This is a genomic window from Pimelobacter sp. 30-1 (genome assembly GCF_018831735.1).
Classification (GTDB): Bacteria; Actinomycetota; Actinomycetes; order Propionibacteriales; family Nocardioidaceae; genus Nocardioides.
In genome coordinates, this window is the sequence record NZ_NHTS01000003.1 from 151381 (window position 1) to 175838 (window position 24458).

A 24458-nucleotide genomic window follows, 5' to 3' on the forward strand; every position below is an offset into this window, starting at 1 on the left:
GGGTGACGGACTTCGGTGTGCTGCTCAGCCTGGCGGGCGTGGTGTTCGTCGACGCCCTGCACGAGCGGCTGGGTGAGGAGGGGTTCGGGGACTTCACCGTGCGCAGCGGCTGGGTGCTGCGCACCCTCGGCGACGAGGAGCTGAGCCTGCGCGACCTGGCCGAGCGGATGGACCTCAGCAGCCCCGGTGCGCTCAAGGCGATCAACCCGATGCTCGACGCGGGCTACCTCGAGCGCGCCGGGACCAGCGACAAGCGGGTGCGCGCGGTCCGGGTGACCGAGCGCGGCCGGGCGGCGCTGGCCTGCGCGAGCGCCTTCCACGCGGAGTTCGAGGCGAGCCTCGCCGCCGCGGTCGGCGCCGACGACGCCGCCGCGACCCGGCGCGGACTGGAGTCGCTGGTCGAGCGCGGGTCGGCGCACCTGCCGCGCGCGCTGACGCCCTAGGTCCCCGCCCCGCCGCGTCATGACGCCGGCTCCGGCGGGCGCCGGCGCCAGAACGACGACAGCAGCAGCCCGGTCAGCACGTCCCACAGCGCCCAGAAGGCGACGACGAGCGCGACCCCGCCGAGCTGGTCGAAGTACGCCAGCGCCAGGACCAGCCCGAGCGCCGTGTTGCGGATGCCGGTCTCGAAGGTCATCGCCCGCACCCCCGCGGGCGGGAGCCGGAAGGAGCGGCCCACGACGTACCCGACGAGGAGGACGACGGCGTTCTGGATGATCGCGGGGACCGCGACCTCGTCCAGGTGCGCCACGATCACGCCACCACGGGTGGCCAGCCCCGCCACGATCACGAGCAGCAGCGTGACCAGGACGGCGATCTCGACGGGTCGGCGCAGCCGGGCCGCCAGCCCCGGCCGGCGCGCGGCCACTGCGATGCCGACGGCGAACGGCAGCCCGATCAGGAGCGCCACCTCGACGCCCATCTCGACCGGGTCGAGCCGGATGTCGCTCAGCAGCGCGTCGGCCGCCGGGTAGCGCGCGGCCCAGAAGCCGAACGCGACCGGCGTCGCCGCGACCGCCAGCAGGTTGGAGCAGGTGGTCAGCGCGATCGACAGCGCGACGTCACCGTGCGCGCGGTGGGTCAGCAGGTTGGAGAGGTTGCCGGCCGGGCAGCAGGCGATGAGCAGCATCCCCAGCGCGACCGAGCCGCCGACGTCCAGGGCCCGGCACAGCAGCAGGGTCAGCGCTGGCAGCACCGCGAACTGGGCCGCGAGACCGCCGGCCAGCACCAGCGGGCGCCGTACGACGGCGCGGAGGTCGGCGAGCCGGACGTCGAGCGCGACGCCCAGCAGGAAGACCGCGATGAGCAGCTTGATCCCGGTCTGACCGCCCTGGCCCAACGAGAGCCGGAGCGCGTCCAGGTCGGACGCGGCAGCGAGCATCGAGCCTCCCTCCCAAGTGCTTAACCGCAGTTAAGCATATGGGAGGGGTGGCGCGGGAGGCTCAGTCCTCGCGCTCCTCGGCGAACTGCTCGTGGTTGCGGATGACCTCGCCGATGATCACGTTGAGGATCTTCTCCGCGAAGTGCGGGTCGAGCCCCGAGCTCTCGGCCATCGACCGCAGCCGGGCGATCTGCACGGCCTCGCGCGCGGGATCGGCCGGCGGCATCCCGGCCCGGGCCTTGAGCCGGCCCACGGTCTCGGTGCACTTGAACCGCTCCGCGAGCAGGTGGATGAGGGCGGCGTCGAGGTTGTCGATGCTCGACCGCAGGCGGTGGAGCTCGGCGCGGGCGGCGTCTTCTGCACTCACACCCCGCATCCTGCCCTACGCCTCCGGACGGAGATCACCGACCTGCCGGGCGTACCACGGGTCGCCCACGTGGACGGCGATCTCGCGCAGCGTCCAGTCCGCGCCCCGCGGCCGGTCCCACGCGTCCGGGCCCGCCGCGAGCAGCCGCAGCCGGAACGTGCGCGAGAGCCGGGTCAGCCGCTCGGTCGCCTCGACGAGGTCGACCTCGGTGAACGGCGCCAGGTCGGCCGGCGTCGTCACCGCGCTCTCGAACCAGCCGTTGGGCCGGGTGGGCACGCCGGCCAGGAGTGCCTCGACCTGTGCCAGGTGGTCGACGAGGTGGTCGCCGTAGCGGCGGACCGCCTTGTGCGGCGTGTAGATCCGGGCGCCGTCCTCGGCGACCCGCGGCCGCCCGTCCCAGGCGAGCCAGGTGCGGGCCAGGGCGAGGACCTCGGCGGTGGCCTCCTCGACGACGCGGCCGGGGTCGGTCGCGCTCTCCTCGATGCTCATGGCGGCGACGCTAGGCCGCCGACGTCTCGGTCACGGCCGAGACGTCGCCGCGCGATGATCGACCCCATGAGCGCCGACCTCGCCCAGATCGGCCGGGCCCTCGGAGCACCGGCCCGGGCCGCGATGATCCACGTCCTGCTCGATGGAGCGCCGCACCCGGCAGGCGAGCTGGCGCGAGCGGGCGGGGTGAGCTCGGCGACGGCGAGCGAGCACCTCGCCGTCCTCGTGGCGGCGGGGCTGGCCACCGTCGAGCGGGACGGGCGGCACCGGCAGTACACGATGACCGACCCGCGGATCGCCCAGGCGCTCGAGCTGCTCGGCGGCCCGGCGCCCGAGGAGGTGACGTCGCTGCGGCTCTCCCGCGAGCAGCAGCGCGTACGCCGGGCGCGCACCCGCTACGACCACCTGGCCGGCCGGCTCGGGGTCGCGCTCACCGAGCAGCTGGTGGCCCAGGAGTGGGTCGATGCCGCGCTCACCACGGTCACGCCGGCCGGCCGGAGCGCCCTCGCCGCGCAGCTCGGCATCGACCTCGACGACGTCCGCACGGGACGGCGTCCACTGCTGCGCGCCTGCCGCGACTGGACCGAGCGCCGCGACCACGTCGCCGGCGTGCTCGGCGCCCGGCTCGCGGCGCACGCGCTCGCGGACGGGTGGGTGGTCCGCAAGCCCGGCAGCCGCGGGCTCACCGTCACCGCCCACGGAGAGGACGCGCTCGGCCTGCTGGGCGTCGTGCTCCCCTAGGATCCGAGACCTCCGAGCACGACGCCTTCCCGAGAGGACCCCCATGAGCGACCAGGTGATGTACACCCTCGACCCCGACGAGCAGCCGACCCACTGGTACAACATCGTCGCCGACCTCCCGGTCCCCCCGCCGCCGCCGCTCCACCCGGGCACCCACGAGCCGGTCGGACCCGACGACCTCGCGCCGCTGTTCCCGCCCGAGCTGATCGCGCAGGAGGTCACCGCCGAGCGGTACGTCGAGATCCCCGAGGCCGTGCTCGACGTCTACCGGCAGTACCGCCCGAGCCCGCTCTACCGCGCCCGCCGCTGGGAGGAGAAGCTCGGCACCAGCGCCCGGATCTACTACAAGTACGAAGGCGTCTCGCCGGCCGGCTCGCACAAGGTCAACACCGCGGTGCCGCAGGTCTACTACAACAAGATCAACGGCATCACCCGGCTCACCACCGAGACCGGCGCGGGCCAGTGGGGCACCGCCCTGTCGTACGCCGCCTCGCTGTTCGGCGTGACGTGCGAGGTGTGGCAGGTCGGCGCCTCGTTCGACACCAAGCCGCAGCGGCGCACGCTGATCGAGGTCTTCGGCGGCAAGGTGCACCGCTCCCCCAGCCGCCTGACCGAGTCGGGCAAGGCGTTCGCCGAGGACCACCCCGGCTCGCTCGGCATCGCGATCTCCGAGGCGGTCGAGGTCGCCGCGCAGGACCCCGAGGCCAAGTACGCGCTGGGCTCGGTGCTCAACCACGTCCTGCTGCACCAGAGCGTCATCGGCGAGGAGGCGCTGCGCCAGCTCGCCAAGGCCGGCGAGACCGGTGCCGACCTGGTCGTCGGCTGCGCGGGCGGCGGCTCGAACTTCGCCGGCCTCGCGTTCCCGTTCCTGCGCGAGAAGCTCGCCGGCAACCAGGACCCGCGGATCCTCGCGGTCGAGCCGAGCTCGTGCCCGACGCTGACCCGCGGCGAGTACCGCTACGACTTCGGCGACACCGCGGGCCTCACGCCGCTGATGAAGATGCACACGCTCGGCCACGACTTCGTGCCGTCGCCGATCCACGCGGGCGGCCTGCGCTACCACGGCATGGCGCCGCTGGTCTCGCACGCGGTCAACGAGGGCTACATCGACGCGGTCGCGCTGCACCAGAACGAGTGCTTCGAGGCGGCGGTCGAGTTCGCCCGCACCCAGGGCATCGTCCCGGCGCCCGAGTCCTCCCACGCCCTCGCCCAGGTACGCCGCGAGGCGCTCGCCGCGACCGAGGCCGGCACCTCGCCGGTCATCGTCGTGGGCCTGTCGGGCCACGGCCTGCTCGAGCTCGGCGCCTACGCGAGCTTCCTCGACGGCAACCTCGACGACGACCCGCTGTCGGACGAGGCGCTGAGCGAGGCGCTGGCCAACGTGCCGGTCATCGACTGACCGAACCGTCGTACGCACGGCCCGGGAGACGCGCAGCGGCGCGACTCCCGGGCCGTCGTCGTCCCGCGACCAGGGCGAGGGCGGCCACGACCGCGCCGGCCCCGGCCACCCACGCGATCGCCCAGCCGGTGCCTGCCGAGTCTCCGTGGGTCGCGGCCCGGCTCCGGAAGAGCGCGTCGCCCGCGGCCAGCGCCACGGCACCGATCACCTGCCGGCCCAGGAGCAGGGTCCCCATCGCCGCGGCGAGGTCGCGGGGCGCGACGCTCCGGGAGAGCGCGATCTGCAGGCCGGACAGCTGCGGTCCCATGCCGAGGCCGAGCAGCGCCATCGCGGCGAGCGGCAGCACCGCCGCCGACGACGCCCCCAGCCCGAGGAAGGCGAGCGCGCCGGCCAGGGTGACGGCGCTCGCCGCGACCAGCGGCACGCGCAGACCGCCTCGGCTCACCAGCACAGCGCCCACGTTGACGCCGACGAGCAGCGCGACGAGCAACGGGTAGACCCGGATCCCGGCGCCGGTGGCATCGAGCCCGCCGTCGAGCTGGTACCAGCGCGGGACCAGCAGCACGCACGCGTAGAGCCCCGTCGTCGCGAAGGCCCCGGCGAGCAGCAGCCGGGCCGACGCGGGGTCGGCCAGCAGGCGCAGCGGCACGATCGGCGCGGCCGCCGTGGCCTCGACGCGCAGGAACAGCACGATCCCGAGCACACCGCACACGAGCGCGCCCCCGGTCGACGGCAGCAGCCAGTCGCCGAGCTGCTGGTGCCGGTTGAGCGCCACCAGGAGCGCGCCGATGCCGAGGACCAGGCAGGCGATGCCCGCGAGGTCGACGTCGGTACGCCGCGACTCCATCCGGCCGAAGCCGGCGGGCAGCGAGCGCAGCAGCATCACCATGGCGGCCAGGCCGACGGGCAGGTTGACCAGGAACGCCCAGCGCCAGCCGACGTGGTCGGTGAGCAGGCCGCCGATGAGCGGACCGGCGATGAAGCTGATCGCCATCACTGCCGAGATCGCCGCCTGGCCCGCGCCGCGCTTGCTGTCGCGGGCGAGCTCGTTGACGACGAGGAAGCTCAACGCCTCCAGGGCCGCGGCGCCCGCGCCCTGCGTCGTACGGCCGGCGACGAAGACGGGCATCGAGCCGGCCAGCGCGCAGACCGCCGAGCCCACCAGGAACAGCGCCATGCCCAGGAGCAGCATGTCGCGGCGACCGGTCCGGTCGGAGAGCCGGGTCGCGACCGGCAGCAGGACGGTGGCCGGCACGAGGTAGCAGGTGAACGCCCAGACGTACCACGACGGTCCGCCCAGGTCGCCCACGATCCGCGGCAGCGCCGTGCCGACGATCGTCTGGTCGAGCATCGCGAGCAGCAGTCCCGAGACGACGGCGGCCCAGAGCAGCCCGCGGCGCCGGGGCGAGAGATCAGGTGGATTCACATATCGAATCTGACATGTCATTTTCGACATGTCAATCTGGATTGCTGGGACTAGGCTCGGCCCATGTCGTTGCGCCACGCGATCCTGGGCCTGCTCGCCCGCAAGCCCTCGACGGGCTACGAGATCGCGCGGATGTTCGACGTCTCCCTCCGCTCGGCCTGGCACGCCGGGCACAGCCAGATCTATCCCGAGCTCGCCCGCCTCGAGGCCGGCGGACTGGTCGAGGTCGTCGAGCGCGGGGCCCGCGGCAGCAAGACGTACGCCCCCACCGACGCCGGCCGCGAGGAGCTGCGCCGCTGGCTCGTCGAGGCCGAGCCGGACCGCTCCCAGCGCAACGAGGGCGCCGTGCGGCTGTTCCTCAACCAGCTCCTGTCACCCGAGGACCGCCGCCGGGTCTTCACCCGCGACCTCGACCACGTCGAGGCCGAGATCGCCACGCTGCGCGAGCTGCACGACCAGACCGACGCCGACGAGCCCTTCGCCGCCCAGATCGATCTCGGCCTGCGGATCAACGAGGTGCTCGCGGCCTGGCTGCGCGAGCAGGCCGCACGCTGAGCGCCCCGCACCCGTAGCCGCTCGAAAACCACCTGCACAAGGCATTTCCGCCCCTCTAGCGTTCACCGCCGGTCGCGTCCGCGGCCACCACGAGAACGCACGTCACGAGAAGGGCGACGACACAGGAACCATCGATGGACAAGATCACCCCGAAGCTCCTCAGCTGGGCTTCGATCCTCGAGCAGGGCACCCGCGAGCAGGCGATGACCACGGCCCGGATGCCGTTCATCCACCCGCACCTCGCGCTGATGCCCGACGCCCACCTGGGCCTGGGCGCGACGGTGGGCTCGGTCATCCCGACCCTCGGCGCGATCATCCCGGCCGCGGTCGGCGTCGACATCGGCTGCGGCATGATCGCGGTCCGCACGCAGTACGTCGCCGACGAGCTGCCCGCGGACCGGCGACCGCTGCGGGAGGCGATCGAGCGGGCCGTCCCGCTCTCGGCCGGCGCCGCCAACCAGACGATCTCGCGCGAGCACACGCAGCGCCGGCTCGACGAGCTGAGCGCCGCGGCCGAGCAGGCGGGCTTCGATCCCGGCCGCTACGCGAAGCGCTGGGAGCTGCAGCTGGGCACGCTCGGCTCGGGCAACCACTTCATCGAGGTGACCGTCGACGAGGAGCAGCGGGTGTGGCTGTTCCTGCACTCCGGATCGCGGGGCGTGGGCAACAAGATCGCGCAGAAGCACATCCAGGTCGCCCGCGACCTGTGCGAGAAGTGGTGGATCAAGCTCCCCGACAAGGACCTGGCCTACCTCGCCGAGGGCACCGACGAGTTCTGGTCCTACATCCGCGAGATGCGGTGGGCGCAGCGCTACGCGCTGCTCAACCGCGAGGAGATGATGGACCGGGTCGTGCGGCAGTTCGCGGAGTGGGTCGGGCTCGGTTCGGCCGACGAGGTCGAGCGGGCCGAGGAGATCAACTGCCACCACAACTACACCGAGCAGGAGCGGCACTTCGGGCGCGACGTGTGGCTCTCCCGCAAGGGTGCGATCAACGCCGAGCTCGGGCGGCCGGGGCTGATCCCGGGCTCGATGGGCACGGCGTCGTACGTGGTGAGCGGGCTGGGCAACCCGGTGGCGCTGCACTCGGCGCCGCACGGCGCGGGGCGGGAGTACTCCCGGTCCAAGGCCCGGCGGACCTTCACCCGCGAGCAGCTGCGGGAGGCGATGACGGGCATCGAGTACCGCGACACCGACGCGTTCATCGACGAGATCCCCGCGGCGTACAAGGACATCGACCGGGTGATGGCCGACGCGGCCGACCTCGTCGAGGTCCGGCACACGCTGCGCCAGATCGTGAACGTGAAGGGCGACTGAGGCCCGATCCGGACCCACCGGTGACAGCGGCCGGGGCGGTCGGTTTGAATGTGCGGATGGAGGACGACCATCCCACCCATCCCGACCTGCCCTGGCCGCTGATCGGCGCCGACGCCCTGCGCGACGAGCTCCTGGCGGCCTACGGCGAACCGAGCCGCGGCCACCACGGCACCCGCCACCTCGCCGAGGTGCTGGCCCGGCTCGACGAGCTGGCCGCGGCCGGCACCGCCTTCGACCGGACCCCGGTGCTGCTCGCAGCCTGGTTCCACGACGCGGTGTACGACGGCGAGCGCGACGCCGAGGAGCGCTCGGCGACCTGGGCCGAGCACGCGCTCCCCCAGCACGCCGACCCGGCGACCGTCGCCGAGGTCGCCCGCCTGGTGCGGCTCACCGAGCACCACCGACCCGAGGCCGGCGACGACAACGGCTGCGCGCTGAGCGACGCCGACCTCTCGATCCTCGCCGCCGGCCGCGAGCGCTACGACGAGTACGTCGCGGCCGTGCGCACCGAGTACGCGCACCTGTCCGACGACGTCTTCACCGCCGGCCGGGCCGACGTCCTGCGCGCGCTCGCCGACGCCCCCGAGCTCTTCCGCACCGCCCACGGCCGCGCGCGGTGGGAGGAGCCGGCCCGGGCCAACATGGCCCGCGAGCTCGGCGTCCTGTCGTCCTCCTGAGCACCGCTCACCCCCGAGCACGCACAATGGGAGGCGTGGACGACAGCGCTATCTACACGGCCCGGGCCCGGGTGCTGGCCGACCTCGAGGCCCGCGGCCTCGGGAGCCCGGCCTCGGTGACCCTGCTCGAGGAGGCCTGTTCGGAGCGCCGGTGGTGGCTGAGCCAGTGGCCGCCCGGACAGGACTTCGTCGCCGGCCTGGTCGCCCAGGACGTCCAGGACGGCCTCGCCGACCAGTTCGGGCGCGGGGTGCGCGAGGGCCTGTGGCCGGTGTGCACCCACTGCGCCGACGGACCCGTGCACGCCCTCCACATCGAGCCCGACCTCGGCGGCCCCGACCCCACCTGGGTGTGCGAGGAGACCGGGACGCCGGTCGCGCCGCTGGGTGGGCTCGGCGCCCATTAGGGCGTGTCTCCCAAGTCGTCTTCGCCTCGCTCAGCGGGTGGCGCAGAGCTGGACGCTGAGCGTGTACGCGTCCCCGCGGTAGACCGTCCGCGACACCTCGACCACCGCATCGCCGGCCAGGGCCCGCCGGTGGTGGCGCAGCACCGCCGAGCCGGACGGGATCTCCAGCAGGGCCGCCTCCTCGGGCGTCGCGGTGGCCGCGGCGAGCATGTCCTCGGCCCAGCTGGGACGCAGGCCGCGAGCGGCCAGGTCGTCGTACAGGCTGGTGGGGAGGCACTCCAGCAGCCCCGGCACGCGGGTCCGGTCGAGGTAGGCGTCGGAGAGGCAGACCGGGCGACCGTCGGTCATCCGCAGCCGGCGCCAGTGCACGACCGGGACGCCGGCCTGGACCTGCAGCGCCCGGGCGAGGTTCTCCCCCGCGGGCAGCTGGTCCGCGGCGAGGGTGCGGGACTCGGCGACGATGCCGCGGCGCGCCATCTCCTCGCTGAAGCTCGTCACCCCGCTCGCCGTACGCCGGGGGGTGGCGACGAACGTCCCCCGACCGGGGAAGCGCTCCAGCACCCCCTCACCGACCAACGCGTCCAGCGCCTGACGCACCGTCATCCGCGCCACGCCGAACCGGTCGACGAGGTCGCGCTCGGACGGCGCGGCCGTGCCGGGCGCGCTCCCATCGACCAGGTTGCGCACGTACTCGCGGATCGCGACGTGCTTGAGTGAGCGGCTCATCGTGGCGAAAGGCTAGAGAGGACGCGCGAGGGCGTCCGGAGAATCGCGGAAACTTTGCCGCGGTGCGAACACCTGTTCGAATCCTGGGGTACCCTCGAACCCATGACGGTCGACTTCCAGACCAGCCTGTTCGACCCGGCCACCACGGCCGTCCCGGCGTCCGAGCTCGCCCCCGAGCGCCGCTCGCTCAGCGCCGGCGCCTGGGTCGACGTCGCCCGCAACTGGCTCCCCGACGCCGATGACGTCTTCGCGACCCTGGTCACCGAGGTGCCCTGGCGCGCCGAGCGGCGCACGATGTACGACCGCGTGGTCGACGTACCCCGCCTGGTGTTCACCTACATGATCGGCGACGAGCTCCCCCACCCCGCGCTGAGCGCCGCCCGCGAGCGCCTCAGCGCGCACTACCTGCCCGAGCTGGGCGAGCCCTTCCGCACGGCCGGCTGCTGCTACTACCGCGACGGGCGCGACAGCGTCGCCTGGCACGGCGACACCATCGGCCGCGGCTCCACCCACGACACGATGGTCGCCATCGTCTCCCTCGGCGACCCCCGCCGCCTCCACCTGCGCCCCCGCGACCCGGAGCGGCGCGACGAGGCGTTCGCGGTCGAGATGGGCCACGGCGACCTGGTCGTCATGGGCGGGGCGTGCCAGCGCACCTGGGAGCACGCGGTGCCCAAGGTGGCGGCGGCCGGACCGCGCGTCTCGGTGCAGTTCCGGCCGCTCAACGTCTTCTGACCTGTCGGGGCGAGCGCGTCTCCGGCGCAGGTCCCGGCAGCAAGCTGCCCTCGGCGCCTCCCGCCGCGCTGCCGCGCTAGCCCTGAGTGGCCCGGGTCTGCTCGTCGATCTCCTCCTGCGAGCGCAGGATGCAGAACTCGTTGCCCTCCGGGTCCGCCAGCACGACCCACCCCGAGCCGGGACCGTAGATCCCGCGGTGGTCGGCGACCTGGGTCGCGCCGTGGTCGAGGAGGCGCTCGAGCTCGTCGTCGCGGCCGCCGGAGCCGGGGCGCGGACGCAGGTCGAGGTGGAGCCGGTTCTTGGTGCTCTTGCGGTCCGGGACCTCGATGAAGAGCACCTGCTGGCCGGTGTCGGGGTCGACGATCATGCACTCCTCGTGGCCCGGCTCGTTGGGATCGCCGGGCACGTCGGTGTAGCCGAGGACCGGCTTCCACCACTCCGAGAGGTCATAGGCGTTCGCGCAGTCGACGGTGAGGTGCGAGAGGAACGACGTCATCCCGTCAGGGTACGGCGGGCGCCCCGGTCGGTGTCGGGCTCGGGGTGGGCGTCGGCGTGCCCGGAGGGGGCTCGGTGGGCGTCGTCCCCGGGTCGGTGGGCCCGGTGGTCGGTACGTCGGTCGGGTCGGTCGGCCCCGTCGTCGGGTCGGTCGGCCCCGTGGTGGGGTCGGTCGGACCGGTGGACGGCGCGTCGGTGGGACCGGTCGGCGTCGGGTCCGGGTCGGGCCGCGGGCGGTCGCGGTCGTTGCCGCCGCCGTTCTTGTCGCCGAAGATCCCGGTGAGCGAGGTCCGGTCGGAGCCGTCGGTGCCGCCGGTGATCGTCGAGACGCTCTTGCCGGCGATCAGCTCGACCAGGCTGATCACCACGATCGCGATCACGAAGACGAGCGCGGCGAGGAGCGCCATCTTCTTCCACGGCAGCTGGGCCCAGCGGCTGGGCTCGGCCTCCTCGAGGTCGCTGCTGGCGGCGTCGAGGTGGTGGTGGGCGCGGTCGAGCTCGCGCTCGGCGGCCTCGGGGTCGGAGCGGCGCGAGGCGCGGCGTACGTTCTGGTCGGCCAGGTTGACCCGCTGGAGCGCGGCGGCCTGGACGTCGGCCATCCGCCGCCGGCTCGACTCGATGCCCTGCTTGTAGAGCGCGGAGCTGACCGTGGCGATGACACTGCCCAGGGCGGCGCCGATCAGGGTGCCGGCCGCGCCGAGGGTGGAGAGCAGCACGGCGACGGTCACCGCCGCGCCGGCCCCCGCGAAGGTCGCGGGCCAGTCGATCCGCGTCCTGCGCTCGGGGGCCTGCGAAGCCTCCTGGGGTTCTGCCTCAGCCATGGGGTCGCACGATTCGTCAGTCGGTGCCGTTGGCCTTGATGAAGGCGAGGATCTGCTCGGAGAGCTCGGGGCGGCACACGATGACGTCGGGCAGGTAGACGTCGGCCTGGTTGTAGACCAGCTCGCTGCCGTCGACGCGCGAGGTGAACAGGCCGGCCGCGCGGGCCACGGCCACGGGGGCCGCAGAGTCCCACTCGTACTGCCCGCCCGCGTGCACGTAGGCGTCGGCGACGTCGCGCACGACCGACATCATCTTGACCCCGGCCGAGCCCATCGGGACCAGCTCGGCGTCGAGCTCGGCGGCCAGCGCCTGGACGAACGCCGGCGGACGGGTGCGCGAGACCGCGATGCGCGGGCGCTGCGACGTGCGCGCCGGTACGACGGGCGGCGTACCGGTGGTGAAGGTCTCGCCCAGCACCGGCTGCGCGACGGCTCCGGCGACCAGCTCGCCGTCCTGCCACAGCGCGACGTGGACCGCCCAGTCGTCCCGCGGCGGCTCGGAGAACTCGCGGGTGCCGTCGAGCGGGTCGATGATCCAGACCTTGGCGGCGCTCAGCCGGGCGTCCTTGTCGTCGGCGCTCTCGAGCGCCTCCTCGGACAGGACCGCGTCGTCGGGCCGGTGCGCGGCCAGCAGCTCCATGAGCAGCACGTGCGCGGCCCGGTCGCCGGCGTCCTTGAGCTCCTTGCCCTCGAGCCCCTCGGTGCGCACCTCGAGCAGGCGGCGCCCGGCGGCCTCGGCCAGCCAGGCGGCGAAGAGGTGGTCGTCGGCGACGACGTCGGGAGCGGGGGTACCGGGCACGGAAGTCACGGTCGCCAGCGTAGCGATCCGGCGCGAACCCGGAGCGCGGCCGTCACCGGTTGAACGTCTGCTGGGTCTTCTCCAGACCCTCGGCGATGAGCGTCTCGACCGCGTCCGCGGCGCTGTCGACCTGGAACGGCAGCTCCTTGCGCTCGGTGGTCGAGTAGTTGGATAGCACGAAGTCGGCGACGTCCTGGCGTCCCGGCGGGCGGCCGATGCCGGCCCGGATCCGGTAGAAGTCGCCCGTGCCGAGCGAGGAGCGCATGGACTTGAGGCCGTTGTGGCCGTTGTCGCCGCCGCCGAGCTTGATCCGGAGCGTGCCGAAGTCGATGTCGAGCTCGTCGTGGATCGCGATGATCCGCTCGGGCGGGACCTTGTAGAACGTGGCGAGCGCCTTGACCGGGCCGCCGGACTCGTTCATGTAGGAGCGCGACTTGGCGAGGACGACGCGAGGGGCGGCGGCGCCGGGGGCGGCCAGGCGGCCCTCGACCACGTCGGCGCGGCCGGTCTTGTGGGCGCGGAAGCCGCTGCCCATCCGGCGGGCGAGCTCGTCGACCACCTGGTAGCCGATGTTGTGCCGGTGCCCCGCGTACGACGGCCCGGGGTTCCCGAGGCCGACGACCAGCCACACGTCAGCGTCCGCCACGGTCTCGCTCCCGGTCTCGTCGGTGGGCAGGGGGGTGGGAAATGCGGAGCTCCCCGGTGCGGCGGACCGCACCGGGGAGATCAGTCGGCCCAGGAACCACCTGAGCCGGCCGAAGGTCACTCGCCGGCAGCCTCGGCGGCCTCGGCCGGGGCGGCGTCGCCCTCAGCGGCCTCGGGCTCGGGCTCGGCGGCCTGCTGCTCGGTGACGTTGACGACCAGGGTCTCGGCGTCGGTGAGCAGGGTGGTGCCCGAGGGAAGCTCGATCTGGCCGGCGAGGAACTGGGTGCCGGCCTCGGCGCCCTCGATGTTGATCTCGAACTGCTCGGGGATGTGGGTGGCCTCGGCCTCGACCTGGACCGTGGCGTTCTCGGTGACGACCAGGGTGCCGCTGGCGGCGTCGCCCACGACGTGGACGGGGACGTCGACGGTGACCTTCTCGCCACGGACGACGGCGACGAAGTCGACGTGCTCGAGGACGCGGCGGACCGGGTCGACCTGGACCTGCTTGGTCAGGGCGAGCTGCGCGGTGCCGTCGATGTCGAGCTCGAGGAGCGCGTTGGCGCCACCGTGCTTGAGCGCCATCATCGTGTCGTGGCCCGGGAGGGTCAGGTGGATCGGCTCGTTGCCGTGGCCGTAGACGACCGCGGGAACCTTGTTGTCGCGACGGATGCGGCGGGCGGCGCCCTTGCCGAACTCGGTGCGGACCTCGGCCTTGATCTTCTCGGTGCTCATCGGAATCTCCTGGTTCGTACGTCGACGTGGCGGGTGCTGCCCGGAGACGAAGAACGCCGCGCTTCCCTCACCCGGTGATCGGCTGGGGCGCGCGGCGTCGTACAAGACGAACCGGCCCAGTCGATCACGGAGTCACAGAAGCGGGAGCTCCCTCGCCGAGGCAACCGGAGAAGGTTACCCAACGGCGGCAAGGCCCGCGAAATCCGCAGGTCAGGCGTAGGGATCGGTGATCTCGCGCAGCGCCTCCAGGGCGTCGCGCAGGGCCGCCATCCGCTCCGCGCCCAGGTGCGCGGTCCACTCCCGCTCGACGGCGGCCTCGACCTCGCGCGCGAGCCGCTGGACGGCGCGCCCGCGCGGCGCGATCAGCACCAGCCGGGCGCGGGCGTCACCCGGGTCCGGGACCCGGACGACGTACGCCGCGCGCTCCAGCTGCTCGACCAGCACGCCGGCGCTCTGCTTGGTGATCCGCGCCTGCGCGGCGAGCGCGGTGAGCCGGATGCCGTCCTCGCCGAGCCGGGCCGCCACGCGCGCCATCGCCGGGGTCAGGTCGTCGTAGCCCGCCGCCGCGACGGCCTCGGCGACCCGCTGCTCGACGTACCGGGCGCCGATGAACATGAGCAGGGCCGGGTGCGGGCGGTCCATCGCGCTCCTCGGGTCTTGACGAACTAGTCAGGAAGACTGACGATATCAGGGAAGGGAGTCGCCATGGACCGGTCGCAGACGTGGGCCCACATCCATGCCGAGCGCGCCGCGCTCGCCACGACCCTCGCGGGCCTCGACCCGGACGCGTGGTCGCACACCACCCTCTGCCCGGGCTGGACGGTCCACGACGTCGCCGCGCACGTCATCTCCACGGCCCGGATCGGCTGGCGCCAGATGCCCGGGATGCTGGCGCGCAACGCCGGGCGCGGCTACAACACGATGATCTTCCGCGAGGTGAAGCGGCTCGGCGCCCGCGAGACCCGGGAGAGCATCCTCGCCGACTTCGAGCGCCACGCCACGAGCCGGCACCACGTGCCGACGACGACCTCGGTCGAGCCGCTCATCGACGCGCTGCTGCACCACCAGGACATCGTCCGCCCGCTCGGGCTGCGGCACACGATGGCGCCCGAGGCCGCGGCCGTCGCCACCGACCGGGTACGACGGCTCGCGCCGCTCATGGGCACCGGCCGACTCGTGCGCAGCATCCGGCTGGTCGCCACCGACCTCGACTGGGCGCGCGGCTCCGGCCCCGTCGTCCGCGGCCCGGTGCAGGAGCTGCTCATGCTCGCCTCGGGCCGCGCCCCCGACCCGGACCTCGTCGAGGGAGACGGGCTGGCGCTCGTCCCGCCGCGCCCTCGCGCGTAGCCCTGCGCCGGCGGATACTTGTTGATACTTTCTTGAAGTATCGGCGGGTATCGATCCTCGGGAGCGCAGATGACAGCCAACCCCTACACCCCCGGCCAGGTGCCGCGGGTCTTCGCCGGACGCGCCGCGGAGCTGCACCGCATCGAGGACCAGCTCGCCCGGGTCCTCACCTTCGGCGAGCTCGGCGGCCCCCTGCTCGTCTTCCACGCGCCCCGCGGCATCGGCAAGACCTCGCTGCTGCGCACGGCGCAGCGCCGCGCCGAGGAGCTGGGCTTCGTGACGGCCTGGGTCGCGTGCAGCCGCGAGCGGCCCGTGCTGCCCGAGCTGGTGAGCGGCCTGCGCACCGCACTGGAGCGCGCCGAGGTGCTCCCCCGCGGCGGTGCCGGAGGGGCCTGGCGCAAGCGCCTCGAGCGGGTCTCCGTCGAGGTCGGCCTGCCCGGCGCCAAGGTGGCGGCCGAGGTCGCCTCCCCGCCCGGCGAGAAGCCGGACGACACCCTGGGCCTGGCCCCCATCAGCGCGCTCGGCACGCTGCTCCACGACGCCGCCGCCCTCGTCCGGCGCCGCGGCGGTGCCGGGCTCCTCCTGCTGGTCGACGAGCTGCACGTCGCGCTCCCCGACGACATGTCGATCCTGCTCAACACCCTGCAGAACCTCGACGGCGACCGCGAGCACAACCCGCTCGCCGTCGTCTCCGCCGGACTCCCCGTGACCCCCGAGGCGCTGACCCGCGCGGCGACCTTCGGCGAGCGCAGCGCGTTCGTGCCACTCGACGTCCTCAACAGTGCCGACGCCCGGGCCGTGCTCACCGCCCCCGCGGCCGCGGCCGGCGTGGGCTGGACCGAGGGCGCGCTCACCGCCGTCGTCGACGAGGCCCGCGGGCACCCGTACCTGCTCCAGCTCATCGGCAGCAGCACCTGGGACGCCGCCCGGCCGCGCCGCGGCGGCAAGCTCGGCCTGCCCGACGTACGACGTGGCCTGCCCGCCGCCCAGCAGCAGCTGGCCGCGATGCACCGGGCCCGCTGGGGCGCGGCGACGCCGACCGAGCAGGCGTTCCTGGCCGCCATGGCCGCGACCGGCCTTGACAACGTCACCCGGGTCGCGATCGCGGCCGGGATGGACCGCGACTCCCGCTCGATCAGCGCCCCGCGGGAGCGGCTCATCGAGAAGGGCGTCATCGAGCCGGTGGGCCACGGCCTGGTGCGGTTCACGCTCCCGGGATTCGGCGCCTTCGTCCGCGGCCTCGACGACGCCTGAGCGTCCTTGCTCCCCCTAGGCTGAGTCCCGTGCGCATCGACTTCCACGGCTCACCGGAGCCGACGATCGGGGTGGAGTGGGAGTTCGCACTGGTCGACCGGCGCAGCCGTGACCTCCGCAACGAGGCCGCACACCTGTTCGCCCGGGCCAAGCCGCGGATGCCCGACCCGGGCAAGCTCCACAAGGAGCTGCTCAAGAACACCGTCGAGGTGGTCACCGGCGTGTGCGACACCGTCGGCCACGCGATGGCCGACCTGCGCGAGACCCTCCAGCACGTCACCGCCGCGGCCGACGCCCTCGACCTCGACCTGTACGGCGCCGGCACCCACCCGTTCGCGTCGTGGACCGGGCAGCAGCTCACCGAGGGCCACCGGTACGCCGAGCTGATCAACCGCACCCAGTGGTGGGGCCGGCAGATGCTCATCTGGGGCGTGCACGTGCACGTGGGGCTGCCGGAGAAGAGCCGGGTGCTGCCGGTCCTCAACGGCCTGCTCACCTACTACCCCCACCTGCAGGCGCTCTCCGCGTCCTCGCCGATCTGGATGGGGATGGACACCGGCTACGCGTCCAACCGGGCGCTGATGTTCCAGCAGCTGCCGACCGCGGGGCTGCCGTTCCAGTTCGAGCGCTGGGAGGAGTTCGAGCAGTTCGCGCACGACCAGATGACCACCGGCGTCATCGACGAGCTGAGCGAGATCCGCTGGGACCTGCGGCCCGCGACCAAGCACGGCACCTTGGAGAACCGGATCTGCGACGGCGTCTCCACCCTCGCCGACATGGAGGCGCTCGTCGCCCTCATGCACTGCCTCGTGATCTGGCTCGACGGGCGGGTCGCGGCCGGCGAGACGCTGACCACGATGCCGCCCTGGCACGTGCAGGAGAACAAGTGGCGCTCCGCGCGCTACGGCGTCGACGCGATCGTCATCCTCGACGGCGCGTCCAACGAGCGGCTGGTCACCGACGACCTCGCCGACCTGGTCCCGCTCCTCATGCCTACCGCGGCCCGGCTGGGCTGCGAGCGCGAGCTCGCCTCGGTGCTCGACGTCGCGCAGCGCGGGCCGTCGTACGTGCGGCAGCGGGCGGTCGCCGAGCGCACCGGCGGCGACCTGGTCGCCGTCGTCGACTCGGTGGTGACCGAGCTGCGCGCGGGGCTCTAGGACGAGGGTCGACGTGATCAAGGTGAACCAGGTGGTCTCCGCGGCGGAGGCGCAGAGACTGCGGCACGTCGATGTGCTGGGCGTCTACGTCGGCAGTGGCACCGAGCACGATCGAGCGGTCGCCACCAGTGCCGTGCCGGCCATCAGGTCGGCGTCCGAGGCGTTGCTCTCGGTCGCCCTGGCCCCGTCCGGACCGGTCACGACGGAGGCGGTCCACCAGACGGTGCGAGACCTGCGGCCGGACTACTTCGAGTTCACCGCAGTGGATCCGGAGAAGACCGCGGACGTGCACCGGCAGACGGAGCTCCTCGAGGAGATCGACGTTCCCAAGGTGGCGAACGGGTTCTTCCTGCTCGCCGACGACCTCTCGTTGACGGATCGAGCCGACTACCTCGGCCTGTTGAGGGCAGCGGGCGTCGTCCTGTTCCAGGTCGAGCTGGAGTCGGTCGTCGACGCCGACTGCCGGATCTCTGCGTCGGGGAGGAAGGCCATCGCGAGCATGTTCGCCGACGTGCCCGTCCTGATCTCCGACAGGTTCCGCCGGATCTCCGACGTGCCGGACCTGGGGCAGCGCGGGGTCTCCTTCAACCTCGGCAACGACGGAGCCGTCAACTACGACCACTCGACCCGATCGATGTCGTTGTCGAGGGTGCTCCGAGCGACCTCGGTGCCGGAGCGCAGGTGACGGGCGCTCGCTAGTACCGGCGGGTGTCGGGGAAGACGACCCGGCAGCTGTCGTCCGCGCACGGCGGCGTCTCGGCCCACACCAGTGCGGAGTCGAACGCCGAGCCGGTCGAGAGCATCACCTGGACGCCGGTGAACGCCTTCTCCTTGTAGGCCTTGACCACGAACACCACATCGGCCTTGCCGTCGCCGTCGACATCGCTGAGGGTCGCGCCCTGGAGCGCGCGGTTGCCGATGGTGCTCGTGCCGGTGAACGACGTGACGGGCTGGGGGCGGCCCGACGCGAGGTCGTACACGGTGACGACGAGCTGCTCCTTGGCGGTGTTGGCGCTGACGCCGACCAGGCTGGTCGTCCCGTCGCCGGTGACGTCGCCGACCAGGAAGGCGTCCTCGTAGATGCTCACCTTGCTGACCGCGCCCGGCTCGAAGGCCTTGCCGGTCGAGCGGAGCATCGCGTAGCCGCGGTCGCCGGCGTAGTAGCCGGAGTAGTCGGCATCGCTCAGCTGCTCGGCCGGAAGCTCGGTCCACAGGTCGGTCCGGCCGTCGTCGTCGAAGTCGCCGGCCCGGATGGTCGTGCTGTCGATGGTGGCGTTGGGCAGAGCCAGCCAGCGCTCGGGATCGGCGAACGTGCCGGAGCCGTCGCCGCGCAGCACGGAGATGTCGACCGCCTTGTCGTCGGGTCCCGCGACCGCGAGGTCGGCGTGACCGTCACCGTCGAAGTCGCCGGCCTGGACCTGGATCTTGACGCCGTACTTCTTGAGCGAGGACAGGTCGAGCGTGAACCGCTGCTCGCCGGGGAAGTCCGGGTCGCCCGAGCTGAGCGTCAGCTGGTTGCCGGACTCGACGAACGCCCAGCGCAGCTCCTCCTCGACCCCGTCGCCGTCCCAGTCGACGTGCAGGGTCGTCGGCTCGGCGTAGGGCTCGACCGAGGCCGACGTCGTCGTGAACACCTTGCCGTTGCTGCTCGCGGTCACCCGCTGCACGTGGCTGTAGTCGAGGTGGACCAGGTAGACCACGTCGCCGAAGCCGTTGCCGTCGAGGTCGCCCTGGATCCCGGCCGCGGCCGGGTCGTCGGTGCCGCCCTTGCCGTCCTTGCCGTCCTTGCCGTCCGTGCCGCCGGCGGAGTCGCCGGACCAGGGCTGCAGGACGGCGAGCGTGACGCCCGAGCCGACCAGCAGCACCAGGACCACGGCCAGCGCCGCCCAGAGTGCCGTACGGCGGCGCGGCGGCGCGGCCGGCGTCGGAGCGGCCGGCATCGGTGCGGCCGGGGGCGACGACCAGGCCGGCGGGACCTGGCCGTAGCTCGGCGTCGGCTGCGGCGGGGCCGGGGCAGGCTGCGGGGCAGGGGCCGGCGCGGGCGGCGGCGCGGGCGGCGGGGTCGGTGCGACGACCGGCCGTACCTGCGTCGGGGTGGGCGGTTCCGCCATCCGGCGCCGGTCGGCGGTCCAGCCGGTCCCGTCCCAGCGACGTTCCCAGCCGTCGCCGTCCGGATACCACCCGGGAGGCGTGGTGTAGTCACTCAAGGCCGAGATCCTTTCGGGAGACGCGGTGAACATACCCCGGCCCTGCTCCTTGTGACCGCGGTCACGACGCGCGAGGATCGCCGGACCTGCAACGAAAGGGGCTCTCGCATGGTCTCCGTGCCCGGCTTCCGCCCGATCGACCCGACCGCCACCGCGTTCCTCCTGGCGGAGAACCGCAACATGCCGATGCACGTGGGCGGCCTGCAGCTCTTCGAGCCGCCGGCCGGCGCGGGGCCCGACTACGTGCGCCAGATGTTCGAGTCGATGCGCGACACCGCGCAGGTCTCCCCGCTCTTCCTCAAGCACCCCTACCGGTCGGTCAAGACGGGCGGGACGCTCGTGTGGCGCGAGGACGAGCAGTTCGACATCGAGCACCACGTCCGACACAGCGCGCTCCCCCAGCCGGGCCGGGTCCGCGAGCTGCTCGAGCTGGTCGGCCGGCTGCACTCCACCCGGCTCGCCTGGGAGCGGCCGCTGTGGGAGACCCACGTCATCGAGGGGCTCGCCGACGGCCGGGTCGCCATGTACACCAAGCTCCACCACGCGCTCGTCGACGGCATCTCGGCGATGCGGCTGATGGCGAGCGTGCTGTCCTCCGACGCCGACCGGCGCCACATGCCCGCGCCCTTCGCCGAGGGCGCCGCCCGGCGCCGGCGTCCCGAGCCCGAGGGACCCGAGTCGCTCCCGGCCGCCGCCGTCGACGCGGCGACCACCGCGGCCCGCACCCTCGCGGACCTGCCCGGCGACGCCGTCCGTACGGCGCTCAGCGTCAGCGCCGACGCCGCCGGCATGCCGCTCGCGCTGATCCGCACGCTGCGCAAGGGCCTCAAGAACGAGACCTCGGCGGTCTCCCTCGCCGCGCCGCGCACGATCTTCAACCAGTCGATCACCGGCGCCCGCCGGTTCGCCGCGCAGGACTGGCCGATCGAGCGGATCCGCGGCGTCGGCAAGGCCAGCGGGACGACGATCAACGACGTCGTGCTCGCCATGTGCAGCGGCGCGATGCGCACCTACCTCACCGAGCTCGACGCGCTTCCCGACCAGTCGATGGTCTCGATGGTCCCGGTCGGCCTCAAGGGCCGCCAGGCCGGGACGCCGTCGGCCGACGGCGGCAACGCGATCGGCTCGGTCATGGTCCGCCTCGCCACCGACAAGGCCGACCCGGCCGACCGGCTGCGCACCATCGCCGCGTCGATGAAGGACGGCAAGGAGGCGCTCTCGTCGATGACGCCCACCCAGATCGTCGCGATGAGCGCGATCGGCATGGCGCCCTCGATCGTCGTACCGATGCTCAAGATGCAGGGCATCGTGCGCCCGCCCTACAACCTGATCATCAGCAACGTGCCCGGGCCGCGCGTCCCGCACTACTGGAACGGCGCCCAGCTGGTCGGCAACTACCCCGTCTCCATCCCGATCAACGGCATGGCGCTCAACATCACCTGCACGTCGTACGCCGGCAACATGGGCTTCGGCCTGACCGGCTGCCGCCGCACCGTGCCGCACCTCCAGCGACTGCTGACCTTCCTGGACGACGAGCTCGCCGCGCTCGAGAAGGCGGCCGGCGTCAGCTGAGCTCGGCGTAGCCCCCGCCGACCGTCGCCGCCACCGCCCGGAGCCGCGCCCGGGTCACCGCAGCGACGGTCGCGTAGCCCGCCCGCTCGGCGTTGGAGCCGACCCGGGTGGGCTCGGCGGAGTTCACCGACAGGCACGTACGCCGTCCCCCGTCGGCCGCATTGGCCAGCGCCACGGCGTGCCCCGTGGTGCCCGAGCCCGCGAAGTAGTCGAGCACCCGGGCGTCGGACGGCATCGTGCCGAGCACCCGCAGCAGCAGGCCCGTCGGCTTGGGCGACTCGAAGACGTGACCCACCAGGTCCTTGAGCTCGGCGACCGCGGTGTCGGTGGAGCCGATCTCCTCGGCGAGCCAGATGGTGCGCAGCTTCTTGCGCCGCCCGCCGACGGGATGGCGCCAGTCGCGCTGGTAGACGTCGACCCGGTCACCGCGCACGCCCCGCACGACCCGGCACTCGAGGTCCTCGGGCCGCTCCTCGATCAGCGGTCGCGACCAGCGCCACACGGCCGGCGTACCGTCGCCGAAGACGGGCTTGATCTCGACCGCGCCCGCGAACGGGTCGGCCGCGACCTGCCCGGTCTCCGGGTCGCCCCAGAGCGCGAAGTGCAGCGTCGGCGAGCTGAGCGGGTTGAACTTCTTGTTGGTGTTGCGCAGCGGCAGCCGCCGGTAGCGGCGCCCGTCGTCGGTCGCGAGCGGGAAGTCCCCCTCGACCACCGTGTGCGGCGACGACGCGTCGAGCACGCACCGCCGCGCGTTCTTGGCGTAGACGAGGACGTACTCGTGCGCCGTCGCGAACCCCTTGCCGAGCTGGCGGCCCTTGGCGTTGAGGTTGACCACGACCTGGGCCAGGAAGTTGGCCTCGCCGAACACCTCGTCGAGCAGCAGCCGCAGGTACGCCGCCTCGTGGTCGTCGATGCTGACGAAGATCGCGCCGGTCTCGGCGAGCACCCGGTGCCCGGCCTCGATCCGCGGCCGCAGGTAGGCCAGCCAGGACGCGTGCCGCCCGGCCGCGCCCGCGCCTCGCTTGCCCTTGAAGTCGTCGTGGTACACGAAGCCGTTGCCGGTGTTGTAGGGCGGATCGAGGTAGATCAGGTCGTACGACTCGTCGGGCAGCGTCGCGAGCACGTCGAGGTTGTCGCCCTCGGCGAAGGTGTTCCACGGTGCTCCCGGCTCGGCGCCCACCGGGCCATCGTGACAGGCTCGGCGGGTGGCCCGTCGTACCTTCACCCGAGCCGAGCTGGAGTCCTTCCGCGACGCCGTCGTCCCCGACCTGCTGCCGAACGCCCCCGGCCAGCGGCTGCGGCTGCTGTTCGTCGGCATCAACCCGGGGCTGTGGACCGCCGCGACGCAGACCCACTTCGCCCACCCCGGCAACCGCTTCTACCCCGCACTGCTGCGCGGTGGCGTGATCACCGAGCCGGTCGACCCCGCCGACGGGATGAGCGATGCCGACCGGGTGATGATGCGCGATCGCGGGATCGGCATCAGCAATGTCGTCCACCGGGCCACGGCCAAGGCCTCCGAGCTGAGCAGCGAGGAGCTGCGCGCGGGCGGCGTCCAGCTCACCGAGCTCGTCGCGCGGGAGAAGCCGGAGGTCGTCGCGATCGCCGGGATCACGGCGTACCGGACGGCGTTCGGGCACCCCAAGGCGGTGATGGGCCGCCAGCCCGCGACGCTCGACGACCTGTGGTCCGGCGCCGAGCTGTGGGTGGTGCCGAACCCGAGCGGGCTCAACGCCCACGAGACCGTCGAGACGCTGGCCGCGGCCTACCGCGAGGTCGCGGTCGCGGCCGGGATCGTCACGGACGCGCGGTCGTAGCCGCCCCCACCACCATCGGGACGACGGTCACCGCTCCCCCGGGCATCCGCAGCTCCTCGAGCTCGGTGATCGTGAACGGCGAGCGCCGCAGCGAGCCGACGAAGTCGCGGTTGGGCCGGCACCCGTCGGCGATCCGGCGCTGGAGCGGGGTCGCGACCTCCTGGACGACGCGGCGCAGGCCGGAGCCGCGCACGTGCTCGTGGAACAGGAAGGTGCCGCCCGGGCGCAGCACCCGGGCCAGCTCGGCGAGGGCCGCACCGGGGCGGTCGAGCGAGCAGAAGACCAGCGAGGCGGCCACCGTGTCGAACGAGCCGTCCTCGAACGGCAACGCGTAGGCGTCGCCGTCGACGATCTGCCAGGCGCGCGCCCGGATGTCCGCCGTACGACGCTGGAGCTGGGCGCGCAGCGCCGGGTTGGGCTCCAGCAGCACCAGCTCGGTCACCTCGGCGGTGTAGTGCGGGACCGAGAAGCCGTTGCCGGTGCCCAGGTCGAGCACCCGGCCGTGGGCGCGGGCCAGGTGCCGGGCGCGGATCTCGGCCTGGCCGGCGTCCTCCGCGCGCTGCATGACGTCGGGGTACCAGCGGGCGAAGAGGCGCTGGCTCCGGGTTCCGGCTCCCTCGCTCACGGGGTGCCTCCTTCGGTGGGGGTCGGCGTCGGGGTCGGCGTCGGGGTCGGGGTCGGCGTCGGGGTCGGCGTCGGGGCGGCCCGGAGCACGACGCGCTCCTCGACATCCTCGTCGGCGCTGACGTCGGTCGTCATCACCACCTCGCGGGAGGCGGGGTCCACCTCGATCACCAGCCGCCACGACCAGGGCCCGTCGGCCCGGTCGAGCGCCGCGCGGACCTGGGCGATCATCGCGTCCGGCTGCGCCAGGTCGAGGGGGAAGCGGCCGGGGTGGAAGTCCTCGTACTCGTTGTCGCGGGAGCGGACCCGGTAGCCCTCGGGGTCGTAGTGCGACGTCTCGACGGTGCGGACCTTCTCGGTGGTGGGGTCGTAGTACTCCACGCGGAGGCTGTACTCGTCGAGGCGCACCGAGATCGGCTGCTGGCCCGGGGCGGCCTCGGTCGCGTACTGGAGCGCCGCGCTCACGAAGTCCGCGGCGAGGACCTCGGTCTGCACCGAGCCCCGGTCGGGGCCGTCGTCGCCGCTGCGGACGAGCGCGACGACCAGCACGATGACCGCCACCACGGCGACGGCGGTGCCGGTCATCAGCCACGGCCGGCGGGCGGCTGCGGGCGCGGGCGCGGCGGCCTTCTTGGAAGCGGGCTTCGTGGGCGCCGCCGCCTTCTTGGGCGCTGCCGGCTTCTTGGGCGCCGTCGTCTCGTCCTCCGGGCGCGGGTCCCCCGGGCGGCGGTAGCGCTTCCAGCGCGGCTGCTCTGCCATGTCGCGGAGTGTA

At 73.3% G+C, this 24458-nt stretch carries 29 protein-coding genes; 14 read left to right on the forward strand and 15 right to left on the reverse strand.

The genetic code is table 11. The features are described 5' to 3' along the window. Positions 1-2 precede the first annotated feature (2 nt). Entirely contained in the window at positions 3-443 is a 441-nt protein-coding gene (locus CCO04_RS28340; RefSeq protein ID WP_215813208.1) for a MarR family winged helix-turn-helix transcriptional regulator, read from the forward strand. A gap of 17 nt (positions 444-460) precedes the next feature. Here the strand turns inward: CCO04_RS28340 and CCO04_RS05980 are convergent, their stop codons facing one another. The 3 genes from CCO04_RS05980 to CCO04_RS05990 form a co-directional block, all read right to left on the reverse strand. Further along, on the reverse strand, positions 461-1381 hold the full coding sequence (locus CCO04_RS05980; RefSeq protein ID WP_215813209.1) for a bile acid:sodium symporter family protein: 921 nt from the start codon (positions 1379-1381) through the stop codon (positions 461-463). Positions 1382-1442: 61 nt separating this feature from the next. Further along, on the reverse strand, positions 1443-1757 hold the full coding sequence (locus CCO04_RS05985) for a chorismate mutase (RefSeq protein WP_215813210.1): 315 nt from the start codon (positions 1755-1757) through the stop codon (positions 1443-1445). 6 nt (positions 1758-1763) lie between these two features. Continuing rightward, complete coding sequence (locus CCO04_RS05990) at positions 1764-2237, reverse strand: hypothetical protein (protein ID WP_215813211.1); 474 nt, start codon at positions 2235-2237, stop codon at positions 1764-1766. A gap of 66 nt (positions 2238-2303) precedes the next feature. On the opposite strand from CCO04_RS05990, the gene CCO04_RS05995 reads away from it, so the two are divergent. Further along, on the forward strand, positions 2304-2978 hold the full coding sequence (locus CCO04_RS05995; RefSeq protein ID WP_215813212.1) for a helix-turn-helix transcriptional regulator: 675 nt from the start codon (positions 2304-2306) through the stop codon (positions 2976-2978). A gap of 43 nt (positions 2979-3021) precedes the next feature. Continuing rightward, on the forward strand, positions 3022-4377 hold the full coding sequence (locus tag CCO04_RS06000) for a TrpB-like pyridoxal phosphate-dependent enzyme (RefSeq protein WP_215813213.1): 1356 nt from the start codon (positions 3022-3024) through the stop codon (positions 4375-4377). Here the strand turns inward: CCO04_RS06000 and CCO04_RS06005 are convergent. Continuing rightward, positions 4367-5803: an MFS transporter gene (locus CCO04_RS06005; protein ID WP_215813214.1), complete on the reverse strand. Its 1437-nt coding sequence runs from the start codon at positions 5801-5803 to the stop codon at positions 4367-4369. The genes CCO04_RS06000 and CCO04_RS06005 overlap by 11 nt on opposite strands. 63 nt (positions 5804-5866) lie before the next feature. Here CCO04_RS06005 and CCO04_RS06010 point away from each other — a divergent pair, with 63 nt between their 5' ends. The 4 genes from CCO04_RS06010 to CCO04_RS06025 all read left to right on the forward strand — a co-directional run bounded on the left by CCO04_RS06010 (position 5867) and on the right by CCO04_RS06025 (position 8755). Beyond that, positions 5867-6358 carry a PadR family transcriptional regulator gene (locus CCO04_RS06010; protein WP_215813215.1) on the forward strand — a complete coding sequence of 164 codons (492 nt, stop codon included), beginning with the start codon at positions 5867-5869 and terminating at the stop codon, positions 6356-6358. 134 nt (positions 6359-6492) lie between these two features. Further along, a complete protein-coding gene (locus tag CCO04_RS06015; RefSeq protein ID WP_215813216.1) occupies positions 6493-7674 on the forward strand; it encodes an RtcB family protein in 1182 nt (393 codons plus the stop codon). 56 nt (positions 7675-7730) lie between these two features. Then, complete coding sequence (locus CCO04_RS06020) at positions 7731-8351, forward strand: hypothetical protein (protein WP_252372829.1); 621 nt, start codon at positions 7731-7733, stop codon at positions 8349-8351. 26 nt (positions 8352-8377) lie between these two features. After that, entirely contained in the window at positions 8378-8755 is a 378-nt protein-coding gene (locus CCO04_RS06025) for a hypothetical protein (protein WP_215813217.1), read from the forward strand. A 30-nt stretch (positions 8756-8785) separates the two neighbouring features. On the opposite strand, the gene CCO04_RS06030 is transcribed toward CCO04_RS06025, so the two are convergent. Next, on the reverse strand, positions 8786-9481 hold the full coding sequence (locus tag CCO04_RS06030; protein WP_215813218.1) for a GntR family transcriptional regulator: 696 nt from the start codon (positions 9479-9481) through the stop codon (positions 8786-8788). A 102-nt stretch (positions 9482-9583) separates the two neighbouring features. On the opposite strand from CCO04_RS06030, the gene CCO04_RS06035 reads away from it, so the two are divergent. Next, entirely contained in the window at positions 9584-10216 is a 633-nt protein-coding gene (locus tag CCO04_RS06035; protein ID WP_215813219.1) for an alpha-ketoglutarate-dependent dioxygenase AlkB, read from the forward strand. Positions 10217-10292: 76 nt separating this feature from the next. Here CCO04_RS06035 and CCO04_RS06040 read toward each other — a convergent pair whose 3' ends face one another. The 6 genes from CCO04_RS06040 to CCO04_RS06065 form a co-directional block, all read right to left on the reverse strand. Then, positions 10293-10712 (reverse strand): VOC family protein, encoded by a 420-nt coding sequence (locus CCO04_RS06040; protein WP_215813220.1) that lies wholly within the window; start codon positions 10710-10712, stop codon positions 10293-10295. Positions 10713-10716: 4 nt separating this feature from the next. Further along, complete coding sequence (locus tag CCO04_RS06045; protein WP_215813221.1) at positions 10717-11532, reverse strand: hypothetical protein; 816 nt, start codon at positions 11530-11532, stop codon at positions 10717-10719. Between the two features lie 16 nt (positions 11533-11548). Further along, a complete protein-coding gene (locus CCO04_RS06050) occupies positions 11549-12340 on the reverse strand; it encodes a 3'(2'),5'-bisphosphate nucleotidase CysQ (protein ID WP_308220358.1) in 792 nt (263 codons plus the stop codon). A 43-nt stretch (positions 12341-12383) separates the two neighbouring features. Beyond that, a complete protein-coding gene (gene pth, locus CCO04_RS06055; RefSeq protein ID WP_215813222.1) occupies positions 12384-12977 on the reverse strand; it encodes an aminoacyl-tRNA hydrolase in 594 nt (197 codons plus the stop codon). A 116-nt stretch (positions 12978-13093) separates the two neighbouring features. Then, positions 13094-13708: a 50S ribosomal protein L25/general stress protein Ctc gene (locus CCO04_RS06060; protein ID WP_215813223.1), complete on the reverse strand. Its 615-nt coding sequence runs from the start codon at positions 13706-13708 to the stop codon at positions 13094-13096. A gap of 210 nt (positions 13709-13918) precedes the next feature. Then, entirely contained in the window at positions 13919-14350 is a 432-nt protein-coding gene (locus CCO04_RS06065) for a MarR family winged helix-turn-helix transcriptional regulator (protein ID WP_252372830.1), read from the reverse strand. Positions 14351-14413: 63 nt separating this feature from the next. Here CCO04_RS06065 and CCO04_RS06070 point away from each other — a divergent pair, with 63 nt between their 5' ends. The 4 genes from CCO04_RS06070 (at position 14414) to CCO04_RS06085 (ending at position 18151) form a co-directional block, all read left to right on the forward strand. Further along, the gene (locus CCO04_RS06070) at positions 14414-15055 is read left to right on the forward strand and encodes a maleylpyruvate isomerase family mycothiol-dependent enzyme (protein ID WP_215813224.1); all 642 of its coding nucleotides are present in this window, start codon (positions 14414-14416) and stop codon (positions 15053-15055) included. A gap of 69 nt (positions 15056-15124) precedes the next feature. Further along, positions 15125-16309 carry an ATP-binding protein gene (locus tag CCO04_RS06075; protein WP_215813225.1) on the forward strand — a complete coding sequence of 395 codons (1185 nt, stop codon included), beginning with the start codon at positions 15125-15127 and terminating at the stop codon, positions 16307-16309. Positions 16310-16338: 29 nt separating this feature from the next. Next, complete coding sequence (locus tag CCO04_RS06080) at positions 16339-17466, forward strand: glutamate--cysteine ligase (protein WP_215813226.1); 1128 nt, start codon at positions 16339-16341, stop codon at positions 17464-17466. A 31-nt stretch (positions 17467-17497) separates the two neighbouring features. Then, entirely contained in the window at positions 17498-18151 is a 654-nt protein-coding gene (locus CCO04_RS06085; protein WP_215813227.1) for a hypothetical protein, read from the forward strand. 10 nt (positions 18152-18161) lie between these two features. On the opposite strand, the gene CCO04_RS06090 is transcribed toward CCO04_RS06085, so the two are convergent. Beyond that, on the reverse strand, positions 18162-19673 hold the full coding sequence (locus CCO04_RS06090; RefSeq protein ID WP_215813228.1) for an FG-GAP-like repeat-containing protein: 1512 nt from the start codon (positions 19671-19673) through the stop codon (positions 18162-18164). A gap of 108 nt (positions 19674-19781) precedes the next feature. On the opposite strand from CCO04_RS06090, the gene CCO04_RS06095 reads away from it, so the two are divergent. Further along, positions 19782-21245 carry a wax ester/triacylglycerol synthase family O-acyltransferase gene (locus tag CCO04_RS06095; RefSeq protein WP_215813229.1) on the forward strand — a complete coding sequence of 488 codons (1464 nt, stop codon included), beginning with the start codon at positions 19782-19784 and terminating at the stop codon, positions 21243-21245. Here CCO04_RS06095 and CCO04_RS06100 read toward each other — a convergent pair. Beyond that, on the reverse strand, positions 21238-22425 hold the full coding sequence (locus CCO04_RS06100; RefSeq protein ID WP_308281143.1) for a site-specific DNA-methyltransferase: 1188 nt from the start codon (positions 22423-22425) through the stop codon (positions 21238-21240). The genes CCO04_RS06095 and CCO04_RS06100 overlap by 8 nt on opposite strands. Before the next feature lie 25 nt (positions 22426-22450). On the opposite strand from CCO04_RS06100, the gene CCO04_RS06105 reads away from it, so the two are divergent. Further along, entirely contained in the window at positions 22451-23062 is a 612-nt protein-coding gene (locus CCO04_RS06105) for a mismatch-specific DNA-glycosylase (RefSeq protein ID WP_215813231.1), read from the forward strand. Here the strand turns inward: CCO04_RS06105 and CCO04_RS06110 are convergent. Together CCO04_RS06110 and CCO04_RS06115 are read right to left on the reverse strand one after the other, a co-directional pair. Continuing rightward, positions 23043-23687, reverse strand: a complete 645-nt coding sequence (locus tag CCO04_RS06110) for a class I SAM-dependent methyltransferase (protein ID WP_215813232.1) — start codon at positions 23685-23687, stop codon at positions 23043-23045. The two genes, CCO04_RS06105 and CCO04_RS06110, sit on opposite strands and share 20 nt — an antisense overlap. Then, on the reverse strand, positions 23684-24445 hold the full coding sequence (locus tag CCO04_RS06115; RefSeq protein WP_215813935.1) for a hypothetical protein: 762 nt from the start codon (positions 24443-24445) through the stop codon (positions 23684-23686). The genes CCO04_RS06110 and CCO04_RS06115 overlap by 4 nt, the downstream gene beginning before the upstream one ends. Positions 24446-24458 lie beyond the last annotated feature (13 nt).